Annotated in this window: 18 protein-coding genes; 7 read left to right on the forward strand and 11 right to left on the reverse strand. The window is 33.9% G+C overall.

Going from position 1 to position 20,801, the window contains the following annotated elements; all coding sequences use genetic code 11:
• Positions 1-59: 59 nt before the first annotated feature.
• The 4 genes from Q4597_RS06970 (at position 60) to Q4597_RS06985 (ending at position 2,863) form a co-directional block, all read left to right on the forward strand.
• On the forward strand, positions 60-1,295 hold the full coding sequence (locus Q4597_RS06970) for a tyrosine-type recombinase/integrase (RefSeq protein WP_303405462.1): 1,236 nt from the start codon (positions 60-62) through the stop codon (positions 1,293-1,295).
• 102 nt (positions 1,296-1,397) lie between these two features.
• Positions 1,398-1,619 carry a helix-turn-helix domain-containing protein gene (locus Q4597_RS06975; protein WP_210706529.1) on the forward strand — a complete coding sequence of 74 codons (222 nt, stop codon included), beginning with the start codon at positions 1,398-1,400 and terminating at the stop codon, positions 1,617-1,619.
• Positions 1,606-1,938 carry a HipA N-terminal domain-containing protein gene (locus Q4597_RS06980; protein WP_303405467.1) on the forward strand — a complete coding sequence of 111 codons (333 nt, stop codon included), beginning with the start codon at positions 1,606-1,608 and terminating at the stop codon, positions 1,936-1,938. Before Q4597_RS06975 ends, Q4597_RS06980 begins: the two co-directional genes overlap by 14 nt.
• Positions 1,931-2,863, forward strand: a complete 933-nt coding sequence (locus tag Q4597_RS06985; RefSeq protein WP_303405469.1) for a HipA domain-containing protein — start codon at positions 1,931-1,933, stop codon at positions 2,861-2,863. The genes Q4597_RS06980 and Q4597_RS06985 overlap by 8 nt, the downstream gene beginning before the upstream one ends.
• Before the next feature lie 766 nt (positions 2,864-3,629).
• On the opposite strand, the gene Q4597_RS06990 is transcribed toward Q4597_RS06985, so the two are convergent.
• Positions 3,630-4,676 (reverse strand): McrC family protein, encoded by a 1,047-nt coding sequence (locus Q4597_RS06990; protein WP_303405471.1) that lies wholly within the window; start codon positions 4,674-4,676, stop codon positions 3,630-3,632.
• A 12-nt stretch (positions 4,677-4,688) separates the two neighbouring features.
• Here Q4597_RS06990 and Q4597_RS06995 point away from each other — a divergent pair, with 12 nt between their 5' ends.
• On the forward strand, positions 4,689-4,838 hold the full coding sequence (locus tag Q4597_RS06995; protein WP_303405473.1) for a hypothetical protein: 150 nt from the start codon (positions 4,689-4,691) through the stop codon (positions 4,836-4,838).
• A gap of 10 nt (positions 4,839-4,848) precedes the next feature.
• Here Q4597_RS06995 and Q4597_RS07000 read toward each other — a convergent pair whose 3' ends face one another.
• The 8 genes from Q4597_RS07000 to hsdR form a co-directional block, all read right to left on the reverse strand.
• Entirely contained in the window at positions 4,849-7,185 is a 2,337-nt protein-coding gene (locus tag Q4597_RS07000; protein ID WP_303405474.1) for an EVE domain-containing protein, read from the reverse strand.
• Positions 7,185-7,544, reverse strand: a complete 360-nt coding sequence (locus Q4597_RS07005) for a hypothetical protein (RefSeq protein ID WP_303405475.1) — start codon at positions 7,542-7,544, stop codon at positions 7,185-7,187. Before Q4597_RS07005 ends, Q4597_RS07000 begins: the two co-directional genes overlap by 1 nt.
• 105 nt (positions 7,545-7,649) lie before the next feature.
• Positions 7,650-7,874, reverse strand: coding sequence for a hypothetical protein (locus Q4597_RS07010; RefSeq protein WP_303405477.1), 225 nt, complete (start codon positions 7,872-7,874; stop codon positions 7,650-7,652).
• A gap of 196 nt (positions 7,875-8,070) precedes the next feature.
• Complete coding sequence (locus Q4597_RS07015) at positions 8,071-9,126, reverse strand: HNH endonuclease domain-containing protein (RefSeq protein ID WP_303405479.1); 1,056 nt, start codon at positions 9,124-9,126, stop codon at positions 8,071-8,073.
• Positions 9,119-10,792, reverse strand: a complete 1,674-nt coding sequence (locus Q4597_RS07020; RefSeq protein WP_303405481.1) for an AAA family ATPase — start codon at positions 10,790-10,792, stop codon at positions 9,119-9,121. Before Q4597_RS07020 ends, Q4597_RS07015 begins: the two co-directional genes overlap by 8 nt.
• 2 nt (positions 10,793-10,794) lie before the next feature.
• Entirely contained in the window at positions 10,795-12,084 is a 1,290-nt protein-coding gene (locus Q4597_RS07025; protein WP_303405482.1) for a restriction endonuclease subunit S, read from the reverse strand.
• Positions 12,084-13,544 (reverse strand): N-6 DNA methylase, encoded by a 1,461-nt coding sequence (locus Q4597_RS07030; protein WP_303405483.1) that lies wholly within the window; start codon positions 13,542-13,544, stop codon positions 12,084-12,086. The genes Q4597_RS07025 and Q4597_RS07030 overlap by 1 nt, the downstream gene beginning before the upstream one ends.
• A gap of 21 nt (positions 13,545-13,565) precedes the next feature.
• The gene (hsdR, locus tag Q4597_RS07035; RefSeq protein WP_303405484.1) at positions 13,566-16,778 is read right to left on the reverse strand and encodes a type I restriction-modification system endonuclease; all 3,213 of its coding nucleotides are present in this window, start codon (positions 16,776-16,778) and stop codon (positions 13,566-13,568) included.
• A gap of 311 nt (positions 16,779-17,089) precedes the next feature.
• On the opposite strand from hsdR, the gene Q4597_RS07040 reads away from it, so the two are divergent.
• Positions 17,090-17,323, forward strand: a complete 234-nt coding sequence (locus tag Q4597_RS07040; protein WP_303405485.1) for a type II toxin-antitoxin system ParD family antitoxin — start codon at positions 17,090-17,092, stop codon at positions 17,321-17,323.
• A 567-nt stretch (positions 17,324-17,890) separates the two neighbouring features.
• Here the strand turns inward: Q4597_RS07040 and Q4597_RS07045 are convergent.
• The gene (locus Q4597_RS07045) at positions 17,891-18,790 is read right to left on the reverse strand and encodes a neutral zinc metallopeptidase (RefSeq protein WP_303405486.1); all 900 of its coding nucleotides are present in this window, start codon (positions 18,788-18,790) and stop codon (positions 17,891-17,893) included.
• Between the two features lie 95 nt (positions 18,791-18,885).
• Between Q4597_RS07045 and Q4597_RS07050 the strand changes: the two genes are divergently transcribed.
• On the forward strand, positions 18,886-20,298 hold the full coding sequence (locus Q4597_RS07050) for a BLUF domain-containing protein (protein WP_303405487.1): 1,413 nt from the start codon (positions 18,886-18,888) through the stop codon (positions 20,296-20,298).
• A gap of 5 nt (positions 20,299-20,303) precedes the next feature.
• Here the strand turns inward: Q4597_RS07050 and Q4597_RS07055 are convergent, their stop codons facing one another.
• On the reverse strand, positions 20,304-20,738 hold the full coding sequence (locus Q4597_RS07055; RefSeq protein WP_303405488.1) for a response regulator: 435 nt from the start codon (positions 20,736-20,738) through the stop codon (positions 20,304-20,306).
• Positions 20,739-20,801: the final 63 nt, after the last annotated feature.

The raw sequence follows: 20,801 nt of genomic DNA on the forward strand, positions 1-20,801 counted from the left end.
CATAACATTTTTGTCAACGATTTTGTCAACGCATTAATAAACTACATTTTTTTAAAATTATGAAATATTCTTTTTATCTCAGAAATTCCAAATCAGAAACTGAAACGCTAATTCTTTTTTCTTGCTATTTCAATCAAGAAAAAAAGAAGTTTGTTTATTCTACCCAAAAATCAATTCTTCCATCACATTGGGATTTTATAAATAAAAGACCAAATAAAACAGGAAAATTGGTTTCTAAAAACCAACTAGCTATTTCCAAAAAAATAAGAGATTTTGAAGATGCTTTTCAGCTAATTAAGTCTAGGTCAGAACTTGGGGAATTGGAGTTTGATAGTAGCACGTTAAAAGAACACTTTGATAAGGTTTTTGAGAGAGTTAGTATGGCTAGCTCATTCTTTGAAGTTTTCGACAAGTTTACACAAGAAAAGATCAAATTAAAAGAGTGGAAAAAATCTACTATTAAACGTTACAAAAACATTAAAAATTTATTGATTGAATTTGAACGCGTTTATAATTACAAACTCACTTTCGGAAAAATCAATAAAAAGTTCTTTACCGAGTTTACGGATTTCTGCTATGAATATAAGAACCATTATACCAATACTTTTAGTAGAAATGTGGGCCTATTTAAGACCTTTATGTTTTGGTCATTGAAAAACGGTTATGCTTATAATGATTCATTTATAACTTTTAAAAAACCACAACGGGTTTTAACCCGGGAAGAAGTGCTTAGTTTAGAGCAGTTGGTTGAGATTTGCAATACGAATTTTGAAACAGAACATTTACAAAAGGTTGCCGATACCTTTGTCTTTCAATGTTTGACCGGAATGAGATATGGCGAGCTAAAGTTGATAAACAAGAGATTGATTACACCAAGTAATTGCATACTACTAAAAGAGGAAAAAAATAGTAATAAAATACCTAGGTTAATACCATTGTCTAAATTGGCATTGTCAATTCTTAAAAAATACGATTATCAATTACCGGTAATATCTAATCAAAAACAGAATGATGCAATAAAGGAGGTTATTGCGAAAGTCGGATTGACGCATGATGTGGAATACTCTAGGTTAAAAGGTGTCGTTCAGCAAAGATTCATTAAGCCTTTTAATAAAAGGATAGGAACTCATACCGCTAGAAGAAGCTTCATCACCATAATGCGTAATAAGGGTATTGCGGATAAGACGATTATGAGTATATCAGGACACACCGATATAAAATCGTTTAATCAATATCATCAAGTTGATAATACAGCTCGAATAAATGCTGTTAACTCCGTTTTTGACAATTTATAATTTTTATATGCTTTTACATATAGAACAATAATAAATCAGTTTTTTATACGTTTAAGCATATAATATTGTATTTTAGGGTAAAATTATATTTAATTGCATATAATGAAGGAGTTATCTGAATTTGTAAAAGAACGAAGAAAAGAAGTTAATCTAACCCAAGAAGAGTTTGCAGAAAGGGCAGGGGTGGCATTAACAGTAGTACGTAAAATAGAGCAAGGCAAGACTAATCTTAATCTTGAAAAGGTAGATCAAGTACTAAAAATGTTTGGACACAAATTAATTCCTGTAAGTTTAAAAGATTTGGAAAGAGATGAGACAAGCTAAAATATTTTATGATGCTATTTATTGTGGTCTGTTAACAGAAACTGATGACGGTGAATATACATTCGCTTATGACAAAGTTTATGTAAACGATTACCCGAATCAATTTATCACCTTTAAAATGCCGGTTAGTAATGAATTATATACGGATAATAGGTTATTTCCATTTTTTGAAGGATTGATACCCGAAGGTTGGTTATTGAACATTGCTTCCAATAGTTGGAAAATTAATAGAAATGATCGCATGGGACTATTAATGGCATGTTGCCAAAATTGTATAGGAGCGGTAAGTGTTGAACCAATAATACAACAAAATGAATAGGTGCTTATACTGCTATAAAGAAATCGATGGAGAAGGTGATTTTCATAAATCATGTAGTCTTGAATTTTTTGGTACCGAAACGCCACCTAAAATAGAATACTCGTTAAATCAAATGAGTGAGTTGGCTGAACAAGTGGTAGAACGTAGTATTGCGGTACCAGGGGTGCAGCCAAAGCTTTCTATGTCGGTTTTAGATGAAACAGGTAAAGAGAGTAGATTAACCGTAGTTGGTGCCTTAGGCGGTAATTATATATTTAAGCCACCATCTAAAGATTTTAAGGAAATGCCGGCTAATGAACATTTGACAATGAAGATGGCTAAGTTGTTAAATATAGAAGTGGTACCACATTCGTTAATACGTTTGTCTTCTGGTGAGCTGTCATATATTACTAAGCGTATAGATAGGGAAGGGGATGGTACCAAAATTCATATGCTGGATATGTTTCAGATCACTGAAGCTTTTGATAAATACAAAGGCTCAATGGAACGTATTGGGAATGCAATTAATTCCTATGCGGAAAATACGTTATTGGACAAGCTACGATTTTTTGAACTAACGGTGTTTAGCTATTTGACTGGTAACAACGATATGCATTTGAAGAATTTTTCAATGATAAAAACTTCATATGGTTGGGCTTTATCACCTGCCTATGATTTATTGAATGTTGCTATTTTGAACCCGGAAGATGCAGAAGAGATGGCATTGAGTATAGGTGGTAAGAAAAGAAAACTAAAAAAAGACCATTTTATAGAATTTGCATTGAATCTTGGGTTGAACAAAAAGCAAATTGCTGGTGTCCTTAATCGTTTTAATGGTTCTATAGATGATGTTCAGAATTTAATTAAATCATCATTTTTGTCAGAGGAAATGCAAAGATTATATATAGAGATATTTTTTGATAGAATAAAAATAATTACCGAATAAAAGCCTTATATTTAGTAAGTTACATTTAAACAAGCAGATTGTTCTGGAAAGAATAATACAAAAGTTAGATAGTTTTGAAACAAACCTAATTACTAAATTTAAAATCCTTCAATGGGTGGTAAGTGCGGCTTTGGCATTGGTTTTAGTTTTCCTAATTATACTTGCTTACAAAGGTTAAGGTATAGTTTAATTGCCACCAGTATTAAGAAAAAATGCAATGCTCAATTCTACCCAATTCATCATTAATTTGTTGAATTCCCTCTTCAGTTTCTAATAGAGATTTAGGGGGTAATATTTCCTAAGGCTTTACTTTTGGAATTAAGCCATGTTTGGAAGTTCGGTTTATCTCCGAAAACTTTTTTTCCATAACTCATTAACTTGAGTATTTCGTTTTCTTTATCCATTATACCAGTTATTAATTGAGTGTTTCAGTATAGATTATCAATCCAGGATTCAATCTTGTAATCAAGAGAATTTACTGATTTTAATTTAGTTAAGTTTATTTTCTGGTTATATAATAGTCCTGGACTTGGAACAAAGCACGTTGCATTTGAACAATGTTTCTTAAATGCTTCTTGGGATATTTGTAGCCTTACCCTTCTCCAAATTTTTTCTTAAAAGTGAAAATTTTCCGAACAACATTCTTGACTATAATAACAGTAAAGGTTGCTTTTTTAAGAACCGACTTAGAACCTTTTTATTTACATATTCAAAGCAACATTTCAAGGCTAAAAATCCGTACTTATTATAGGTGAACTTAAAATAATCAATCTGCTATGAACCAACCTAAAATTTCTTCACCCAGGTTTTTTTTCAAATGTTCTCCATCTAAAATATTTATTCTTCCAATGGCACAAGCCTGTTCATGATTGTTAAAACAGATGAATTTTGGAGTTTCGGTTTTTGAGGCTGGATAAAGAAGTATTGCCTTCTGGGAATTCCAATAGTTATTGTAAACAAACATTTGACGCAGATCATGGGTAGAAGGTTTACCACCATTAATCTGTTTCCATTTGGTGTCGATAACAAAGGTTTTATAGTCATCTTTAATTACAATATCTGGTCTAATATGAATGGAATTCCAGAAACGCTTGGAGGATTGCCCTTTAATTTGATATCCGTCTTTTTTGGCAGATTTTAATTTAGCTAGTACATATTCTTCCCAAAGACTATTCATATCAAATAGCAGGGCCAGCATATTCTCCTTGCCAGCTGCTACGTTAGGTGCAAAATTTAAGATAATAAATCGAGCAATTTCCAAGGCAGGTTTATAACCTGCATTTTTTCGAGAGTAAGTCAATCTTGAAAATATAGCGGCATCAGGTTTTAGCCCAGTAACTTCCGGAAAATCAACTAAAACATTTTTGCATTTCGAATATAAAAAAGAGCCTTTTGCAAAGCGTTCAATAATGGATAAGGCTACCCCTAATATTTGATGCTCTAGATGATTATGGCCATATATTTGATGAGAAGTATAAAAACGTTCTTTATGTAGCAAATTACGTTGTAGGTGGCCAGAAAATTCCAATTTACCTTTTAACGCTTTGACGTTCTTCGTTTGAGGATAATACTTCTTGATCAATCCAAGACGTTGCAAAGTTTGTATTTCGATTAAGAACCATTCAAAATACAAGTCCAACAAATGTATCTGTTGTTTTGTCACATTGGCCTTGCCTACATTTTTGACCTTTAGTTTTTTGGTGACCCTCAACATTTCTACCAACACGGATTGCCACAGAATGTCTTGCTTCTCTTCTTTAACTGTGCCGTCTATTTTTGGTAGTATTTGAATCGTGAGACCTTCAACTTGCACTACCCCAACATAATGGGAAAATTTAATGCCTTTATGAACGGCCGTAAAATAGAGATTATCATGAAGCTCATTAAGTTTAACCAGCGCATTAAAATGAGATTCCTTAAAAAGACATCCATTGTATTTTCGGCCATAGTAAAGATTACCATGTTCAAAGACTGATATTATATTCTTAGACCTCCGCATCTACTTTACCCAATAATTGCTGAACGGCCTTCAGTATATTTATTGACTTTTTTAACCGAAATTCAGCTTCTTGTTCAGGTGCTTCAATCGAAGAAAATGAAGGAAAACTAACTGTAGTAGTTGATATTTCTTCAACAAAACCGGGTCCTAATACCAAAGCGATTTTTTCGTAATCATTGTAAAAGTATTCTTGGAGTAGCGGTATAACTTTGTTTCTAAAAACCTCCTCTAGTTTACCAACATCCCCGCTATTTACTTTTATAAAATACGAGTGTCCAATAGTATGGTCTCTATCCAACAACACTTCTATGCGTTTATTAATGATAGTTAGTACCTCTTCAAGATTAAAATGTTCAAATACTATTTCCGTAAGCAAGGTGGGGTCAGGCATCACCTCTTCAAAAACAAAACGCCTTCTAAGAGCAGTGTCTAAAGCTTCTACACTTCTGTCTGCTGTGTTCATTGAACCATATATATCTAGATTTCCCGGTACACTAAACTCTTTTTTAGAATAAGGAAGTCTAACACTCAATTCATTTACCGCACCTTTCCGCTTATCTGTCTCAATTAATGTAATTAACTCACCAAAAATAGCAGAAACATTACCCCTATTTATCTCATCAATAAAAATTGCATATTTATTGTCAGGGTCATTATGTGCTTTTAAACATAAGTTTTTAAAAATGCCATTTACAATTTTATAACCTAATTCTTTATTTTCACCAACTTCATCAGGGATTATTGGTTTTATACCTTCAACAAAATCCTCGTAAGCAAAAGATTGATGAAAAGTAATAAAGTCATAGTTTTTAATTACCGTATTTGGGTTGGCCTTAAAATTATTGACAGTATTTAATATATCGTATAATTCAGGAACCTGCTCTTTCAATTCGCCATCTAACAAAGTCCATGTTTTATCTTCCTTTTTATCAAAAATGTAAGGCACCTGTCTCTGCGTATAAGCTACAGTTTTGGACTCTATAATAGTATGCATTTGTAGCGTACCCCATAATGTTGCTCTAACATTTTTAGATTCTGATAGTTCTGCTTTTTTCTCAACCCATCTATTCGTTAAAATATCATTTACTTTAGCAGTACCTAATTCCAACAGAGCTAGGGCAATAACCTGCCACCATGTTAAATTTGCAACTGTATCTTCAAAATGTTTCTCAACTGTAATAGACGTTTCTTGTATTGTGTATTTGTTAAATAAACTTTCTTTGAATTTATAAGTTTTTCCAGTTCCAGGGGGTCCATAAAATATGGTATTTAAGGCTATTTCCGGAGCGCTTTGTTTTTCATTTGCCATAATCATAGACTTTATTTCCAAATACTCTTTTTCTGTAGCAGAAAAGGTGGTACCCCGATTGCCCGCCTTAAAATCTTCGAATACACTATTTTCTTTGATGTCTTTATACAAAACCGGGTTCTTCGCAATACTATGCTCTATCTTAATATTTACCCTAAAATCGTCTACAGGTACTTGATTAGAAACGTAATATTGCAACTCTACATCCTCTTCTGCAAATTGCGAAACACCAGAGATTACCTCACCTAAAGCATAACAACCCGCATTGCTACCAGTTTGCCATAAAATAATTTTGTCCCCAACTGCAATCTTATGTTTATGGGCACCAACCTTCCAACTTTTGACATGCCCGGCATTTAGTGCGGCTGAAATATCATAAATTTCGGGGCTACCTTGAAAAATCCAGTAGTTTGTAATTATTGAACTAAACTTTTCTTCAAGAAATCTAGCATAATTCGCCTTACTTAAAATTGCACTAGGAATACCATTACTATTTTTTTTATTGTAATCATAAAACGGTTTATTTTTCAATCTTTCTTCCTTAGAATTTCTAAAAGTGATATACCTTATCAATTCTTGATAATTGCTTCTTTCAACTGAAAACAAGTCTCTATCAGGAAAAAAATCATTAATCTCATCTAATCTTTTTATAACAGAAGTTATTGAATTACTCAAATAATAATTGTAAGATTTTGGAGCATTTTTTAGCAGCCATTTGGCAAATTCCTGTTTGACATTAAGCAATTCACTCTTGTTGTTTTTTGGTACAACCTCAAAACCACAACGTTTAAAAGCTTTAAAACAATCGGTGTTCAAGCCACCTTTAAAATAGCGTTCAATTTTACGGCCTGTGGCATGAAAATTAGCGTATGCCATAATTGCCTTAGGTGGATAAGACCTGCCTTGAAAAATTAAGTCATAGGTGGAAGAGGGAGCAAAGCCTTTTGGAATACCCTTGTCCTTGAAGTCCTGTATACCTTTTAATATGTGCTCATGCGTAACTTCTTCAAACATCAATCTGACTTTTTAAGTTTCAATTCTCTCACCGCATCTATTAAGCCGTAATAAAGAATATTATCAGCGACTCTAGCTTCAGGATGAGCATATTCAATAAAGAATTTACCTTTTTCATATTCATTATAGTAAACACCTCTTGTAGTTTGCCCCCAATTTTCATTTTTTAAAAAAGGAACTAAATTTTGAAAAATTCTGGAAGTTTGGGTGCCACAAGCAATGATACAATCTGGTTTTAAATGGGCATTGTCAAAATAGAGCCTAAATTGCCTTTCTAGAAAAGTTTTACCTAATGACGAGTCTTTTACCAGTGCTTTAACATTGGTTGTATGGCCGCCTGGTGTCTTTTTAATATTCATAACAGCTACATGCTTTAGCAGCTCTTTTCTTATTGCCTTATTTTTTATGGGTTCTATATCTTTACTCCAGGAGCAATCTAATCGCCAATTAAAAATACCATGAATCTATCTTGAAACATTATCCCAAGTTTGTGTTCTACCACCATCTTTTACAAACTGTTTTAAATTGAACCCTTTCTCTGAATTTACTTCTTTTAAAAGAAACAGAATTTTAATTTCTGCCTTCACATAGGCTACCGGGTCTATTAGCCCATCTTCACTTAGATTGGGGGTAATTTCACGCCATTCATTAAAGAGTTGCTGTTCTTTTTGAATTATATTGTCAATCATTTATAAAGGCTTTTCAGGTGATTTTTCAGCTTGTTTAAGTATCTCATCTAGTTGCTTCAAATTATTATCAGTAATAACTGACCAAATCTCCCTGAAAGACCTTCTGTTGTTGTCTTTAAAAAATTGGTTGGAAATCTTTCACTTTTTCTATTCAGAGATATTTTTTAAGAGAAATTAGTGTTTAGTATTTAAAGGATTATAGCAAATCATACACATCTATTTCTTTAAAAATGTCACGATACATTTTTCCTGCTTCAGACTTTAAGATGTCATTCTTGCTCTTGGGAACTCGTTGTGTTAATACATCAACATAATCATGATTAAAATCAGGACTTTCTCTATAATGCTGATAGTTCAAATAATTTTCGATTAATTCATTAACAGGTTCTAGATAAGTATGACGGAATCGCTGTGATAGTTTTAAATCTTTATCGTTAAAATCATTTGTCTCATTTTTTTTAGTTAAGCGAACTTCCGAAGTTGCTCCGTTTAATAAATAATCATCATCGATTGTAAATTTGTGATTATCGTTGTAAGACTTGTGATATGGATTTGTGTGCGTACTTATGCAAAATTCTTTATTCCCTTTTTCATTAGAATTACATGTATGGCAACTCGGTATTAAATTATAAAAAGATATTGCAAAGTATGGATTAATAGATTTTGGATAAAAATGATCTATATCCAAATATGCTTTATTTAATTCTTGTTCATTATCCTCTTCACTTACATCAATTACCTGAACTCGATTTTGGTTACAATAAGGACAATAAATGTTTTTCATTTGCAAATCAGAAATTAGTTCTGGACAAATTGATGATGATCTAAATTTTTTATAAATGAAAAGCTTATCAACTAGTAAATTACCAAAAGGTGTTTGTGAAATATTCCCGTTTTCATAGAAAATGTCTGTTGGCAATAATAATTCTAATATTTCATCTTTAAGAATCAGCAAATCTTCTGGTCTACTAATTACAAGAGCTTTTAGCTTTGCATAATCCTTGTTTTGTAAATAGGTCAAAAATTTCTTTTGCCTTTCTAGCATATTTTTATCACTAGAAGCAAATTGAACTAAGTAAGAATTATCACCAGTTTTACTTATTATTGTTTCCAATCTCTTTATAAGTGATCTATTTTGATAATCAGAACCATCTGCTAACATAGGATTAAAATAGTTCCAAAGTTTAAGAGCTATACTATCTAAATATTTTTCTGCATCACCTCTATTTAGATGTTCTTGTATTTTAATCATTATTTAATTTCTTTAATAGATGCATTCTAATTACTTCATCTCCTATTAAATTTATTTCTTTTTCAAATCGAGCTCTTTGAGTGTTTGTTAATCCTATAGTATTTATGCTTAAACGTTCAATTAAACTCTCTATCTTCTTTTTGGCAAAGACGCTGGTTCTATTATTGCCTAAAAAAAAAGGCTCTGAATACAAGGCATATAAGTTGCCTGCAAAGGTTTCCTTATCTAAGGAGACACCATTGATACCACCATTTTCACTATTTTCATCAATTATCGTTACATTTTGTTTTGGTAAATCCGATAGTAAAAAAGGGGAGTGAGATGTTAAAATGAATTGTAAATTCCCATGATAAATTTCGGGAACAACTTGCATTAACTTGTCGAAAAATTCAATTTGCCATTGCGGATGAAGGTATAAATCTCCTTCATCTATGCAGATTAATGTGTTTTGTCTCTTAACGCTTTTGAGTTCAGAATAAAGTAATGAGAATAGGTTTAAATAAGCCTTATGTCCCGAACTTATACCGGTCCAACCAATATCAAAATATTTGTTAGATAAAATGGAAATTAAAATTGAAATAATAGATTGGTTTGAATCATGGTATTGAAGTAGATAATTTTCTTTTTTCCTACTTTTTGAACCTTCCGAAACTACCTTTACGTCTAAAAAATCATAATTATTTTTAAGTTTAAGTAAGGATTTTAGAAGTCTGTCATATCTTCGTTTATCAATCGTTTTTAAAATTTCATTAAATGAGGAATTTATAACTTCTTCTACCCAAGCAAATAATCTTTCTATAACTATTTCAGTTTTACTTCCTTTGATATTAAAATCATCTACAATCCTTTTTAATTCAGTTATTGTAGTGTTTAAAGATTCTATTTTCTTTAGGGTGTTATAGACATCAATAAAACTTGAAGTTACTGCTAGATAATATAAGGTTTTGTTAGGGTTGATATTTTGAAATCTCTTTGATAATGTCTGAATAAATTCTTCTAAATTAAGTTCGCTGAATCTATAATCTCCTACGTATGAAAAACGTTTGTTTGTTAGTTTGTTTGTAATTCTTAACTCTTCAGGGGTGTTTATTGCTAAAATATTAAAGAACTCACTTTCGATAAACTCTAATTGTTTTTCTATGTCAGATTTCTTTTTTCTTAGAGAATATGGATATCTTTCTCTTGGATATCTATAGTTGTTTGAAATATCAGAAACATCTTTGTCAAAGTTATGAGCTCTCCCATCAAATACATTTGAGAAATAAATTATTTTTAAGGGGTCTATTTTTCTATTATATTCAAAAAACGATATTTCCGGATTTATATGATTTAGTTGGTTGATATTTAAGTTTGTATACGCTGAATAAGAATTATTTTCTTCCAAGAGAACAATAAAGTCTGTACTTACACTCATTTTTGCACCTTTTAAAAGTAAGCACACTAATTCAAGAACATTACTTTTACCAGACCCATTACGACCAATTAATCCAGTAACTTCTATATCGTTTCTGCCAAAAAATGTTTCGTCAAGTGGTGTCTCTTTCTGTATATCGAAGTGAAAGTCGATATGATTATAATTGAATTTAACATCATGTTTGAAATTAAAGCCAGCGTTTCGAAAATTTCGATAATCTTTAACCCATATATAACAAAGTTTTAGACTCATATTTATTTAGCTTTAATCATCTTCAACCCCTCAATCTCCATCAACAAATCTGCTGCATCACCATCTGTAGGTAATTGCTCTACAAGCTCTCCTTTGAAGGCTTTATGTAAAATGGATTGGGGCAGGCTGTCTATTTTGGTTTTTAGTGTTTGGTATTTTCCTTCAATATTATCAGCTTGTTTGAAAAGGCTTTCAATTCGTCTAACAATTTCTTTTTGTTCCTCGATTGTTTCAGGAATTAAAATCATTAGTCCTTTTATTTCAGTACTGTTTATGTTGTTTACACCGCTTGTAGACCTTGCAGATTCTACTATTTGGGTTCTCAAAAAATTACTTAGTAATGAATAATTCAAAAACTCCGGATCTAATGATTCTTTACACCGCAGTCGTATAAGATAACCTGCATAAGAATAATCGATATGTTTATCTCTAATAATTGCACTTTGCCCTACTATTGACACACTACCGTTTGATCTTATAATTAGCACATCTCCAACTTGCAGTTTAAGTTTTTCAAATTCTTTATCGTCAAGGTTTGAGAATTTCAAATCTGTATCATCAATCTCTCCTTGTTTAATATTTGGAATCCGTAAAATGGGTGTTCCTTCAACTTCATATAATGATTTTTTTGAAGTTCCATATTTGACATCCTCAAGTAAATCTCCTAATTTATTCTCAATTACTTTTACATCAGTCAACTTCCCGGTAACCGCTTGTGTCAATACCTGCTGCCGAAAATCTTTTAAGAGTTGGGGTATACGCTCCAAGCTTTTTTGCATGGTTGCCACCTGAGCCATTAAAACATCAACTTTAGCCACAATACGGTCTTGTTCGGGGCGGGGAGGGAAGAATATAGGTGCTTTGGAAAATACTGATTTATTTACCATGGAAATGGTGGTAGAAGTTGAATTTTCAGTTAGCCAAGGCTTCAACCTCAATGAGAAATAATATATAAATTTATTATTGAACTTGCCTGTTTTGTCGACTATACTATTAATCTGTTGATTAGTTGCGCAGGTTTTACCTGCAATTGCTACATAACCTAAATTTCCTATACAGGTTACCATAACCGCACCGACAGGCAGCATTCTAGCTTTAGTTGAACCTAGATTTGATAAATATTCTTCCGATTCAACAAGGACAATATTTCTATTTATATCTGCGGGTTTAACCCATGGTATTTCGTTACCGTAGTATTCTGGATATTTTTTAGATGGGGTGTTTCCCGTAATAATAGAAAAAATTTTTCCTATTTCAGATTTGACCCAACCTTTTGGTAAGTATTCTTCCATTATCCTAACTCTTTAATCATGGCATTCAACTGCCGGGTAATGGTGTCCAACTCTACTAAAGCCTCTTTGGCAATATCAATAGGTTCACCTAAATCTTCGCCATTACTGGCACTGTTATCCGCTATTAAACCTAAATCTAAAGAGTCGTTTTTTTTGGTTATGGTTGCTCGGTCTATATATTGCCAACGTTCATTTTTCACCTTTTTTCTGGCGGTTTCATCAATAACGCCATCAAAATCGGTCGTTAATTTCTCAGATTCTACACCACCGGTATAGGCTTCTATAAATTCATTAAATGCCGATCTGGTAAATGGGGTTCGTTTACCATAATTGGGTACGTTGGTGCGCATATCAAAATACCAGACACCTTTTGTATTTTCAGTTTCGGTAGTGCCCCTGGTAAAGAAGAGTACATTGGTCTTTACACCTGCTGCGTAAAATATACCCGTTGGTAAACGTAGAATGGTATGTAGGTTGCATTTATCCATTAAATCTCGCCTTATTTTCTGCCCATCGCCATCTTCAAACAAGACATTATCGGGCAATACTACGGCTGCACGTGCTTTACCATCTTTCTTTAAACTTCTATAAATGTGCTGTAAAAAGTTAAGCTGCTTGTTACTGGTTGGGTAGGTAAAATCATCACGGGTCGGGCGCTCACCTCCCTTTTTAGTCCCAAAAGGTGGGTTAGCCAATACGCCATCATACCCTTTAAGGTCTTTTCCCATTTCCGTTAGGGTATCGCCTAAAATAATTTGACTTTCCATTCCGTGCAATCTGGCATTCATCAAAGCCAAACGGTGGGCATCACCCACCAACTCTACGCCACTAAATGCTTTTTCTACCTGAAACTTTCGGTCTTTTTCGTCCAGTTCAAAATAGTTGTCATGTTTGGTGCGCAAGTATTCATCCGCAGATATCATAAAGCCAAAAGTTCCTGCTGCAGGGTCGTTCCAACGCTCGCCCAATTTTGGAGCCATCAGTTCCACCATCACATTGATTAATGGTCTTGGTGTAAAATATTGCCCAGCACCACTTTTCTTTTCCCCGGCATTTTTTTCCAATAGACTTTCATAAATATCGCCCATGACATCACGGTCGGTTTCCTCATACCAATCCAAATCATCTATGGCTTGCACCAACGTATTAAAGTTTACCGGTTTTCTAAGACTTGTAGAAGCATTTGCATAAATTTCCTTTATCCCTGCACTGGTAGTCTCATTACTCACTTCCGCCAAAAAACTACGGTAACGTTGAAAAGATTCTGCATTATCGGTCTCCTCCACAAAAGAACGCCAACGGTATTGCTCGGGAATATGTTCTTCAAAACCTTTTACTTCACTCAATTTCAAGAACAGAATGTACGTAAGTTCATTTAAATATTGGTGATAGGTAACCCCATCATCCCGTAATACGTTACAAAGGTTCCAAAGCTTATTGGCTATTTCATCTGCACTCATGTAATTTATTGTATTTTATGATTAGGCAACGTAAAGATTAGCATTAATGGTCTCTAACACATCATCTAATTGTTGCTCAAATTGTTTGTTTATGCGGTTATAGCCGCCTTCGCCTTTAAAAGGCTCTTTGTCCAGATCTTCTTTGGTAAGAACCGTTTCTGCTAGTAACTGCTTTTGAAAACGGTCTAGCCATTTTTGCTGAATCTTGTTCCATGCTTTCATACTCCTTACTTTTTCAAAGGCTCTATGAACACGTTCTTCATGCCCTACCAAATCTACATCTAAGGTAAGTGTACGAATATAGGCAATAATGTCTGCAGCAATATCTTGGTTTTTAGCATCGTGCCAAGCAGCATTCAAGGTTTTTGCATTGAACCCCTCTTGGTCTAATAACAGTCTAAGTTCTTTAAGTGACTTTCTATCAAGGGTACTAGGTTTAGAAACAATCACTTTTAAAGCGGCTATTTTATTTTGATTCTCTAATAAGAATTTTTTAAAATTTTCTATATAATCTTCAGGCTTTTTGGCTTTGCCATAATCGCGTTCCGTACCTAAGTATTCATCTTTATGGTCTGATAATAATTGATGCTTGGGTTTGTAGACTTTAGTGTCAAGATAATTCCACAGCCCTTTAAACTCTTTAATAATCGTTTTGACTTCTTGTGCACTAGCTTCTTTAATTGCTTGTATGACTTCTTTAGGTTCTTTACCCCCAGCCATATAAATAAACTCCTCTAAATTGTTTTCTTCAATTTTACGGCGTTTGAGCTGTAACTTGGCAATAAGTTGCTCTCCTTGAGATTTGGCACGCTCATCGGACTCGATAGCATCTAGTTCATTCACCAATTGCGTAAATGTAGTAGACGGGTCAGAAACCGGTTTCATTTGCGTGTAATCCTGTAAAGCTTCATGAACCCTTACAGCATCGAATATCTTAAAGTCCTCTTTGCCAATCTCTTCACATAGACGGGTAGCACGACCAATCATTTGTTCATATAAAATTCTAGAACCTACCCGGCGCATAAATACCAAGTTGCAAATTTTAGGAACATCTATGCCCGTAGTCAATAAATCTACCGTAACCGCAATGTTCGGAAATTTCTCGTTCTTAAATTCCTTGGTCAGTTGCTCAGGGTCATACGCTGCCCCTGTTATTTTCCTGATAGCATTTTGGGGCACTTCAAGTCCTATTTTTTCGAACTCTTCATAAAGCATTGCCACAATCATATCTGCATGTGAATCACGAACGGCAAAAATCAAGGTTTTTTCATCGCTATCCGGATCTAGATGTTGCACCAATTCTTTTAATACGACTCTATTAAAATCAGGAGTGATGACCAGCTTATTGAACTGCTCAATTTCTACCAATAGGTCATCTTCCAATTCGGCAAGTTCTTCAATGCTATTGGTTTCCGGATTAAATACTTTAGGGCGTTCACCCTTTTTCCAAAGTATTCCTTCTTCGCTCAATCTTGTCTTTATACGGTATGGAGGTTGATGGTCCGCCAAATACCCGTCAATAACAGCCTGGCGATACGAATACGAATAAACCGGTTTGCCAAAAATTTCAGTGGTATGTAATGCAGGTGTTGCAGTTAAACCTATTATATAGGCATTGAAATATTCTATAACTTTCTTGTACTGGCTAACATAATCATCTTGATTTTTGAACTCCAAATCTTCTTCATCGAGCTCTTTATCCAGATTGTAACCACGGTGGGCTTCATCAATGATAATACAATCATAAGTGTCAATAGGCAGTTCGTTATCACCATAAAACAGCCGCTTTACCATACTTTGTACGGTAGCAAAATGCAAACGAGTTTCTGAATCAGGAATCAGCGTTTTCACGTATTCCATTTTATAGACATCCGCAAAGGTGTTAATGCGTTCTATCTTAACATCTTGATAGCTTCCAAAAGCCTGTTGTGCTAATAATTTCCTATCGGTTAAAAATAATATCCGCTTAAAACGATTGGCTTTTATCAATCGGTACGAAAGTCCAATAACGGTTCTGGTTTTACCGGTTCCCGTTGCCATGACCAAAAGAGAACGATTTTCATCAAAGTTTGTTCTGATATTCCTTTCAACACTTTGTATCGCATCTATTTGATAGTCACGTAGACTTAAACCATTTTTATCTTGTAAATAATCGTAATCGCTCTGTTCTAGCTTTTCGTTTTCGGCATCTATGTCACGTTCATATAGTTCTACCAAGCCATTTGGTGAAAACCAACCTCTAATTGGGAAAGCTCTATTTCTTTCTTTACGTACATCTAAAAACCAAATACCGCTTTTGGTTTTAATCTGTTCTAGAAACTCACGCCCGTTAGTTGAAAACAAAAATGGTACTTTGTAATCATGCCATTCCCCTAAGGTTTCAAAATTGTCATCCGCGGAAATGCGTTTTGCGTAAATATCCGACTGTCTTAAGTCTGTTGAAATATCACTAGCGTATTTTTTAGCCTCTACAATACCGTATAGTTTTGTTCCCACAAACAAAGCATAGTCCGCCCATTTGCCATCACAGGGCCATTCAGCAATTGCGATATTTCTACCTTTTTGAGGAAGGGTTTTGTTTTTCTTGTAATTGAGATGTAAAGTATCACATTCCCAACCTGCTTCGACTAGTTTGGGATCAATAAGGGTTAGTCTGGTATCTTCTTCACTAAGGTCAAGATTCTTTGCACGAGCATCACTTCTTTGCTTACGTGCCGTTACTTCTTCTTTGTTTTTATTAAGCTCTGCTATTTTATTTTTATAATCGGTAAACTCTTTAGAAAGCTTTTCTAATTTCTCACTGAGTTCATCAGATGCGGTATCTTCCTTCTCAGGTAGGGTATAAGTATTTATTTCTATATAATCTTGCTCATAGGTTTCATAAAACCATTTTGCTAATTGAAAGCACTTTTTTAGAATGAAATGAGCTTGCGGAAAAGTGCCGGTACCATCATGGCTGGCTTGATTTCCAGATTTACGTACCGTATGTAGAATGCTTGTAATAATATCTGGTGCAATATTTAGCGAAGACAACCTATAAATACGGTCATTCTGAGTCCCCATAAAGTCGCCTAATTCTTCAAATTCCCAAACTAGTTGACTAAGTTTCTCAGAAAACAACCTAGATTTAGAAAGAGATGAACTAGGGTCTATATAAATTAATTTTTCTGAAAGTTCGCTTATGGCGAAAAGGCTAGGATATTGCTGTTCTAAAAAACTGAAATTCGTATTCATTGAGATGGTCTACCTTAATATTACTAAAACTCCATTATGGTACTTATTAGGGGAACTTCGTTTTTGTGAGAATAAATATACAATTCTATAATTATACAATTACATAATCTTAAGTCTAGAGTTAGCCTCTTAATTAAGTTTAAGTTTTGACCTTTAGATATTATGATACATCATAAGCGAAATTATCAGATTGCTCACAAGTTATACATTTATATAATTCTATAATTACAGATATCTGTAGTCGTAATAGAGTTTGTATATTTAGGTAATCATCTGAAGGTAAATTGATATACATCATTTAAATTTAAAAAATGAATATTAAACTTAAAGGGGAGGGCAAGGAGTATATAGAAAAATTAATATTATCGGGAGCTTTTATAAATATAGATGAAATAATACAAGATGCGCTTCAACTTCACGCGCATCACAGGGAAAGGACAAAAACCGGTCTATTGAGGAAAATTAATAGTGGATGGAATGGCCCAGATAGTAAGAACTCAATTAACGATATTATCTCCGCAAAGAGAAATACAGAGGGTATTTGATGAACAAAGGGCAATAGCTATTATAAACATTCAATATGGGTTAGAATCAAAACCCAAATCTTACCAAAACTAATACTATGAAGTGCGAGGGAAGCTTATCGCATGGAAGTAAACAAAGATTTGAGATAAGGAATAAAATGACTTAACGAGAATTTTGTGCGGCTGAGAAAGATAAGGTTTCTTTTTGAGAACTTAACTTACTGCCCTATTTTCGGGGGATGCTCAGCGGACTACTTGTTTTATAAATAAATGCTTGCAGAAGTTTTATTTGAATTAATAAAGAATCATTCTAACTTAGATTGAAAAATTCTAAAAAGCCAGAATAGCATGCAAAAAGTACTTGACAAGTTAGATTGCTTTGAAAAATCAATGAATGGGAAGTTTGACAGACTTTTACGTAGGACAACTTTGTTAACAGTTTTGGTAGTTGTCTGGGCTATTCTATTTTGTCTTCAATTAACGATTTAAAAGAATTAAAGGGTTCTGGAGCTAAGTTTTAGTACATAATTGAACGAATTCCAGTTACTACAGATTTTTGTCGATTAAAGTATAGTTCTGTAATTTTAGTTATAACGATTCAGCATTAAAAGTATCGCCCTGAGATATATCTCCGGTAGTAAATCCTTTTTTAAACCATCTCATACGTTGTTCGGACGTGCCGTGCGTAAAGGCATCCGGAACCACCTTACCGGTAGACTGCCTTTGTAAGCGATCATCGCCTATGGCATTTGCAGCGTTCATGGCTTCTTCAAAATCGCCCTGTTCTAATATCTGTGCTGTGCGCTGCATATGGTGTGCCCAAACTCCGGCTAAAAAATCGGCCTGTAGTTCAAGCCTAACAGATAATTTATTGAATTCAACTTCACTAATTTTTCCCCTTAGACTGTTTACCTTATCCATGGTTCCGTTTAGTTTCTGAATGTGGTGGCCAACTTCATGAGCTATAACATACGCTTGTGCAAAGTCGCCGGGCGCATTCATTCGGTTTTCCATATCTTGAAAAAATGTAAGATCAAGGTATAATTTTTCGTCTCTTGGACAGTAAAATGGACCAGTTGCACTTGATGCCGAGCCACATGCTGAATTGACATATCCTGAATATAGCACCAAGGTAGGCTCTCTATAGCCACTTATTATATTTTTCCAGACGTCTTCCGTACTTGCTAATATGGTTGCGCTAAATTGGGCTTGTTCGTTCTCATGCTCAGAACCTTCATACGGTTGGCTACTAACAACTTGGTTATTTGTGTCTGAAAAGAAATTAGCAATTAAGTTTAGAGGGTTATACCCTGTAACGACTGAGAAAAGGATTACTAAACCAGCAATAATTAATCCTGTTTTGGAAAATAGAAATTTAATCAATGGGGCCAGTAACATAGGATTGAACCCGCCAGACCCACTTCGCCCACTGGACTTCCCTCTTTGATCTTCAACGTTTGAGCTTCTACGTCTACCTTCCCATTTCATAATCTTATTGTTTAAACTTTATATGGCCCTGAACTTACTAATCAATGCGAATTTAAATAGGTGTTATGTTTTTCCTAAGTGCTAAACGATAATTTTTGGACGGATATGATGGTGATTTAATAGAAAACTTAGGAGCTGCCAAAATGACCATCGACAATAATCATGGTGTTGGGTATATTAGCTTATATGAGCTTATGCCAGGTTTAACTGCGTGGATATACAATATCAATTTCAACAAGGATTTGGTCATAGATATGAGGTTTATGGAAGATAGGCCTTATTACTTCGGGTATAATGTCTCCGGTTATCAGCTACAAAAATTTCCTGAGGAGGTTGATTATAAAAAAATACAGCAAGGACAAAATTTTGTCATTATTAGCAAACCGAATAGTAGTTCGGAATTTGTTATTCCCAAGAATATCTCCTATAAATGTTGTTACATCATAATCAATCCAAAATTGTTAAATGAGAGTAAAGTCGCTAGTAAACTTAAGCTGGTAAGCGATTTAGCAGAGAGCTTCAAACTTAAGGGCGACAGTGACCCGTATAGATATTTTGGCAATATAGATGCTAGAATTGGTACATATGCGGATATAGTTCTTAAAAATAAAAGAACCGATATTACTGGTAGGTTGATTACTGAAGGGGCTATCTTAAGAATGCTTGGCTCTCAAATAGAAGCGCACGCCCACGATAGCAGTACGCATAATTTTAAGCCTGCATTGACTAAATCCAAGCTTTCTAGAATTACCAATATCGGAGAATATATACTTTCAAATATTTCGGAGAAAATCTCCATAGATGAAATCAGTCTACACTTAAGAATTTCCCCTAAGAAACTACAATCGGGTATTCGTTTTCTCTACGGTTACTCGGCAAACGAATATCTTACAAGGCTACGTTTGGAGCATAGTAAGGAGTTAATGCATTCTACGGAAATGAATATTTCCGAAATCTGCTTTGCCGTAGGATATCAAAGTAAAAGCTATTTTTCAAAGATATTTTTGGATACATTCGGTAATACCCCTAGTGCGTATAGGAAAAGTTATGAAGATGCTAATTTGTTGTATGATATTAGTTACCGCTCGTTGGCCGAAGATTCGCTAACAGTTAAAAATGTGGATGAAATCATCAATATAGCAAGGGAATTTAATCCTAAGTTCAAAATAACAGGCAGCATTATTTTTCATAGAAACATATTTTTTCAAATTATTGAAGGTCCGAAAAAAGAAGTCTTAACATTGTTTAAGAATATCTGTAATGATAGACGGCATAAAGATATTCAGGTGATGTGGCGAGGATTTAAAATAAAGAGGGAATTTGATGAGTGGGCAATGGCGACTATAAGCGATGAAGGAGAATTGGAGGTGGTAATTCAAGGCAATACTAAAAACCTCGAGTTGAGCAACGTACTCGGAAAATTAGATAGGAGTGCCATGGAATCTGAAAGTTTGTGGAGAAAAGTAAGAAATATTATTAAACTTGACGCCAATGAATCAGCGGCATGAATAATTTAATTATTGCTGTAGGACTTATTTTGACAAAAGGTATCAATAATATTCTTTAATTGTAATTGTATTTTTTCAAAGGAAGTTTCTTTTGTGAAAAAATAATTTACACCCATATCCTTTAATTTTAGTCTATCACCTTCGTAGGACGAAGTTGTAAAAATAACAATTGGAATATTCGTTGTAGATATGTTTTTTTTCAATTCTAGCAGGCATTCTATACCATTCATAACTGGCATATTTAAATCCAAAAAAATCAGTCTGGGAAGGTTTTCTTCGGATAAACTAGACACTATATAAGCTAGTAATAGCTTACCATTAGAGAATAATTTCATCCTAATGTCCGGAAAGATTTCTTGTATGGCCTCCTGAAAGAACATTCTATCATCATCATCGTCATCGGCGTATGCTAACGGGCTAATTATGTTATAATCGATCATAAAACTTTTATTAGTGAAAGAGCATTTTTTTCTCATTTAAAAGTAGATCATTAGTTATTGTGT

This window comes from Zobellia sp. 1_MG-2023 (assembly GCF_030549125.1).
Classification (GTDB): Bacteria; Bacteroidota; Bacteroidia; order Flavobacteriales; family Flavobacteriaceae; genus Zobellia; species Zobellia russellii.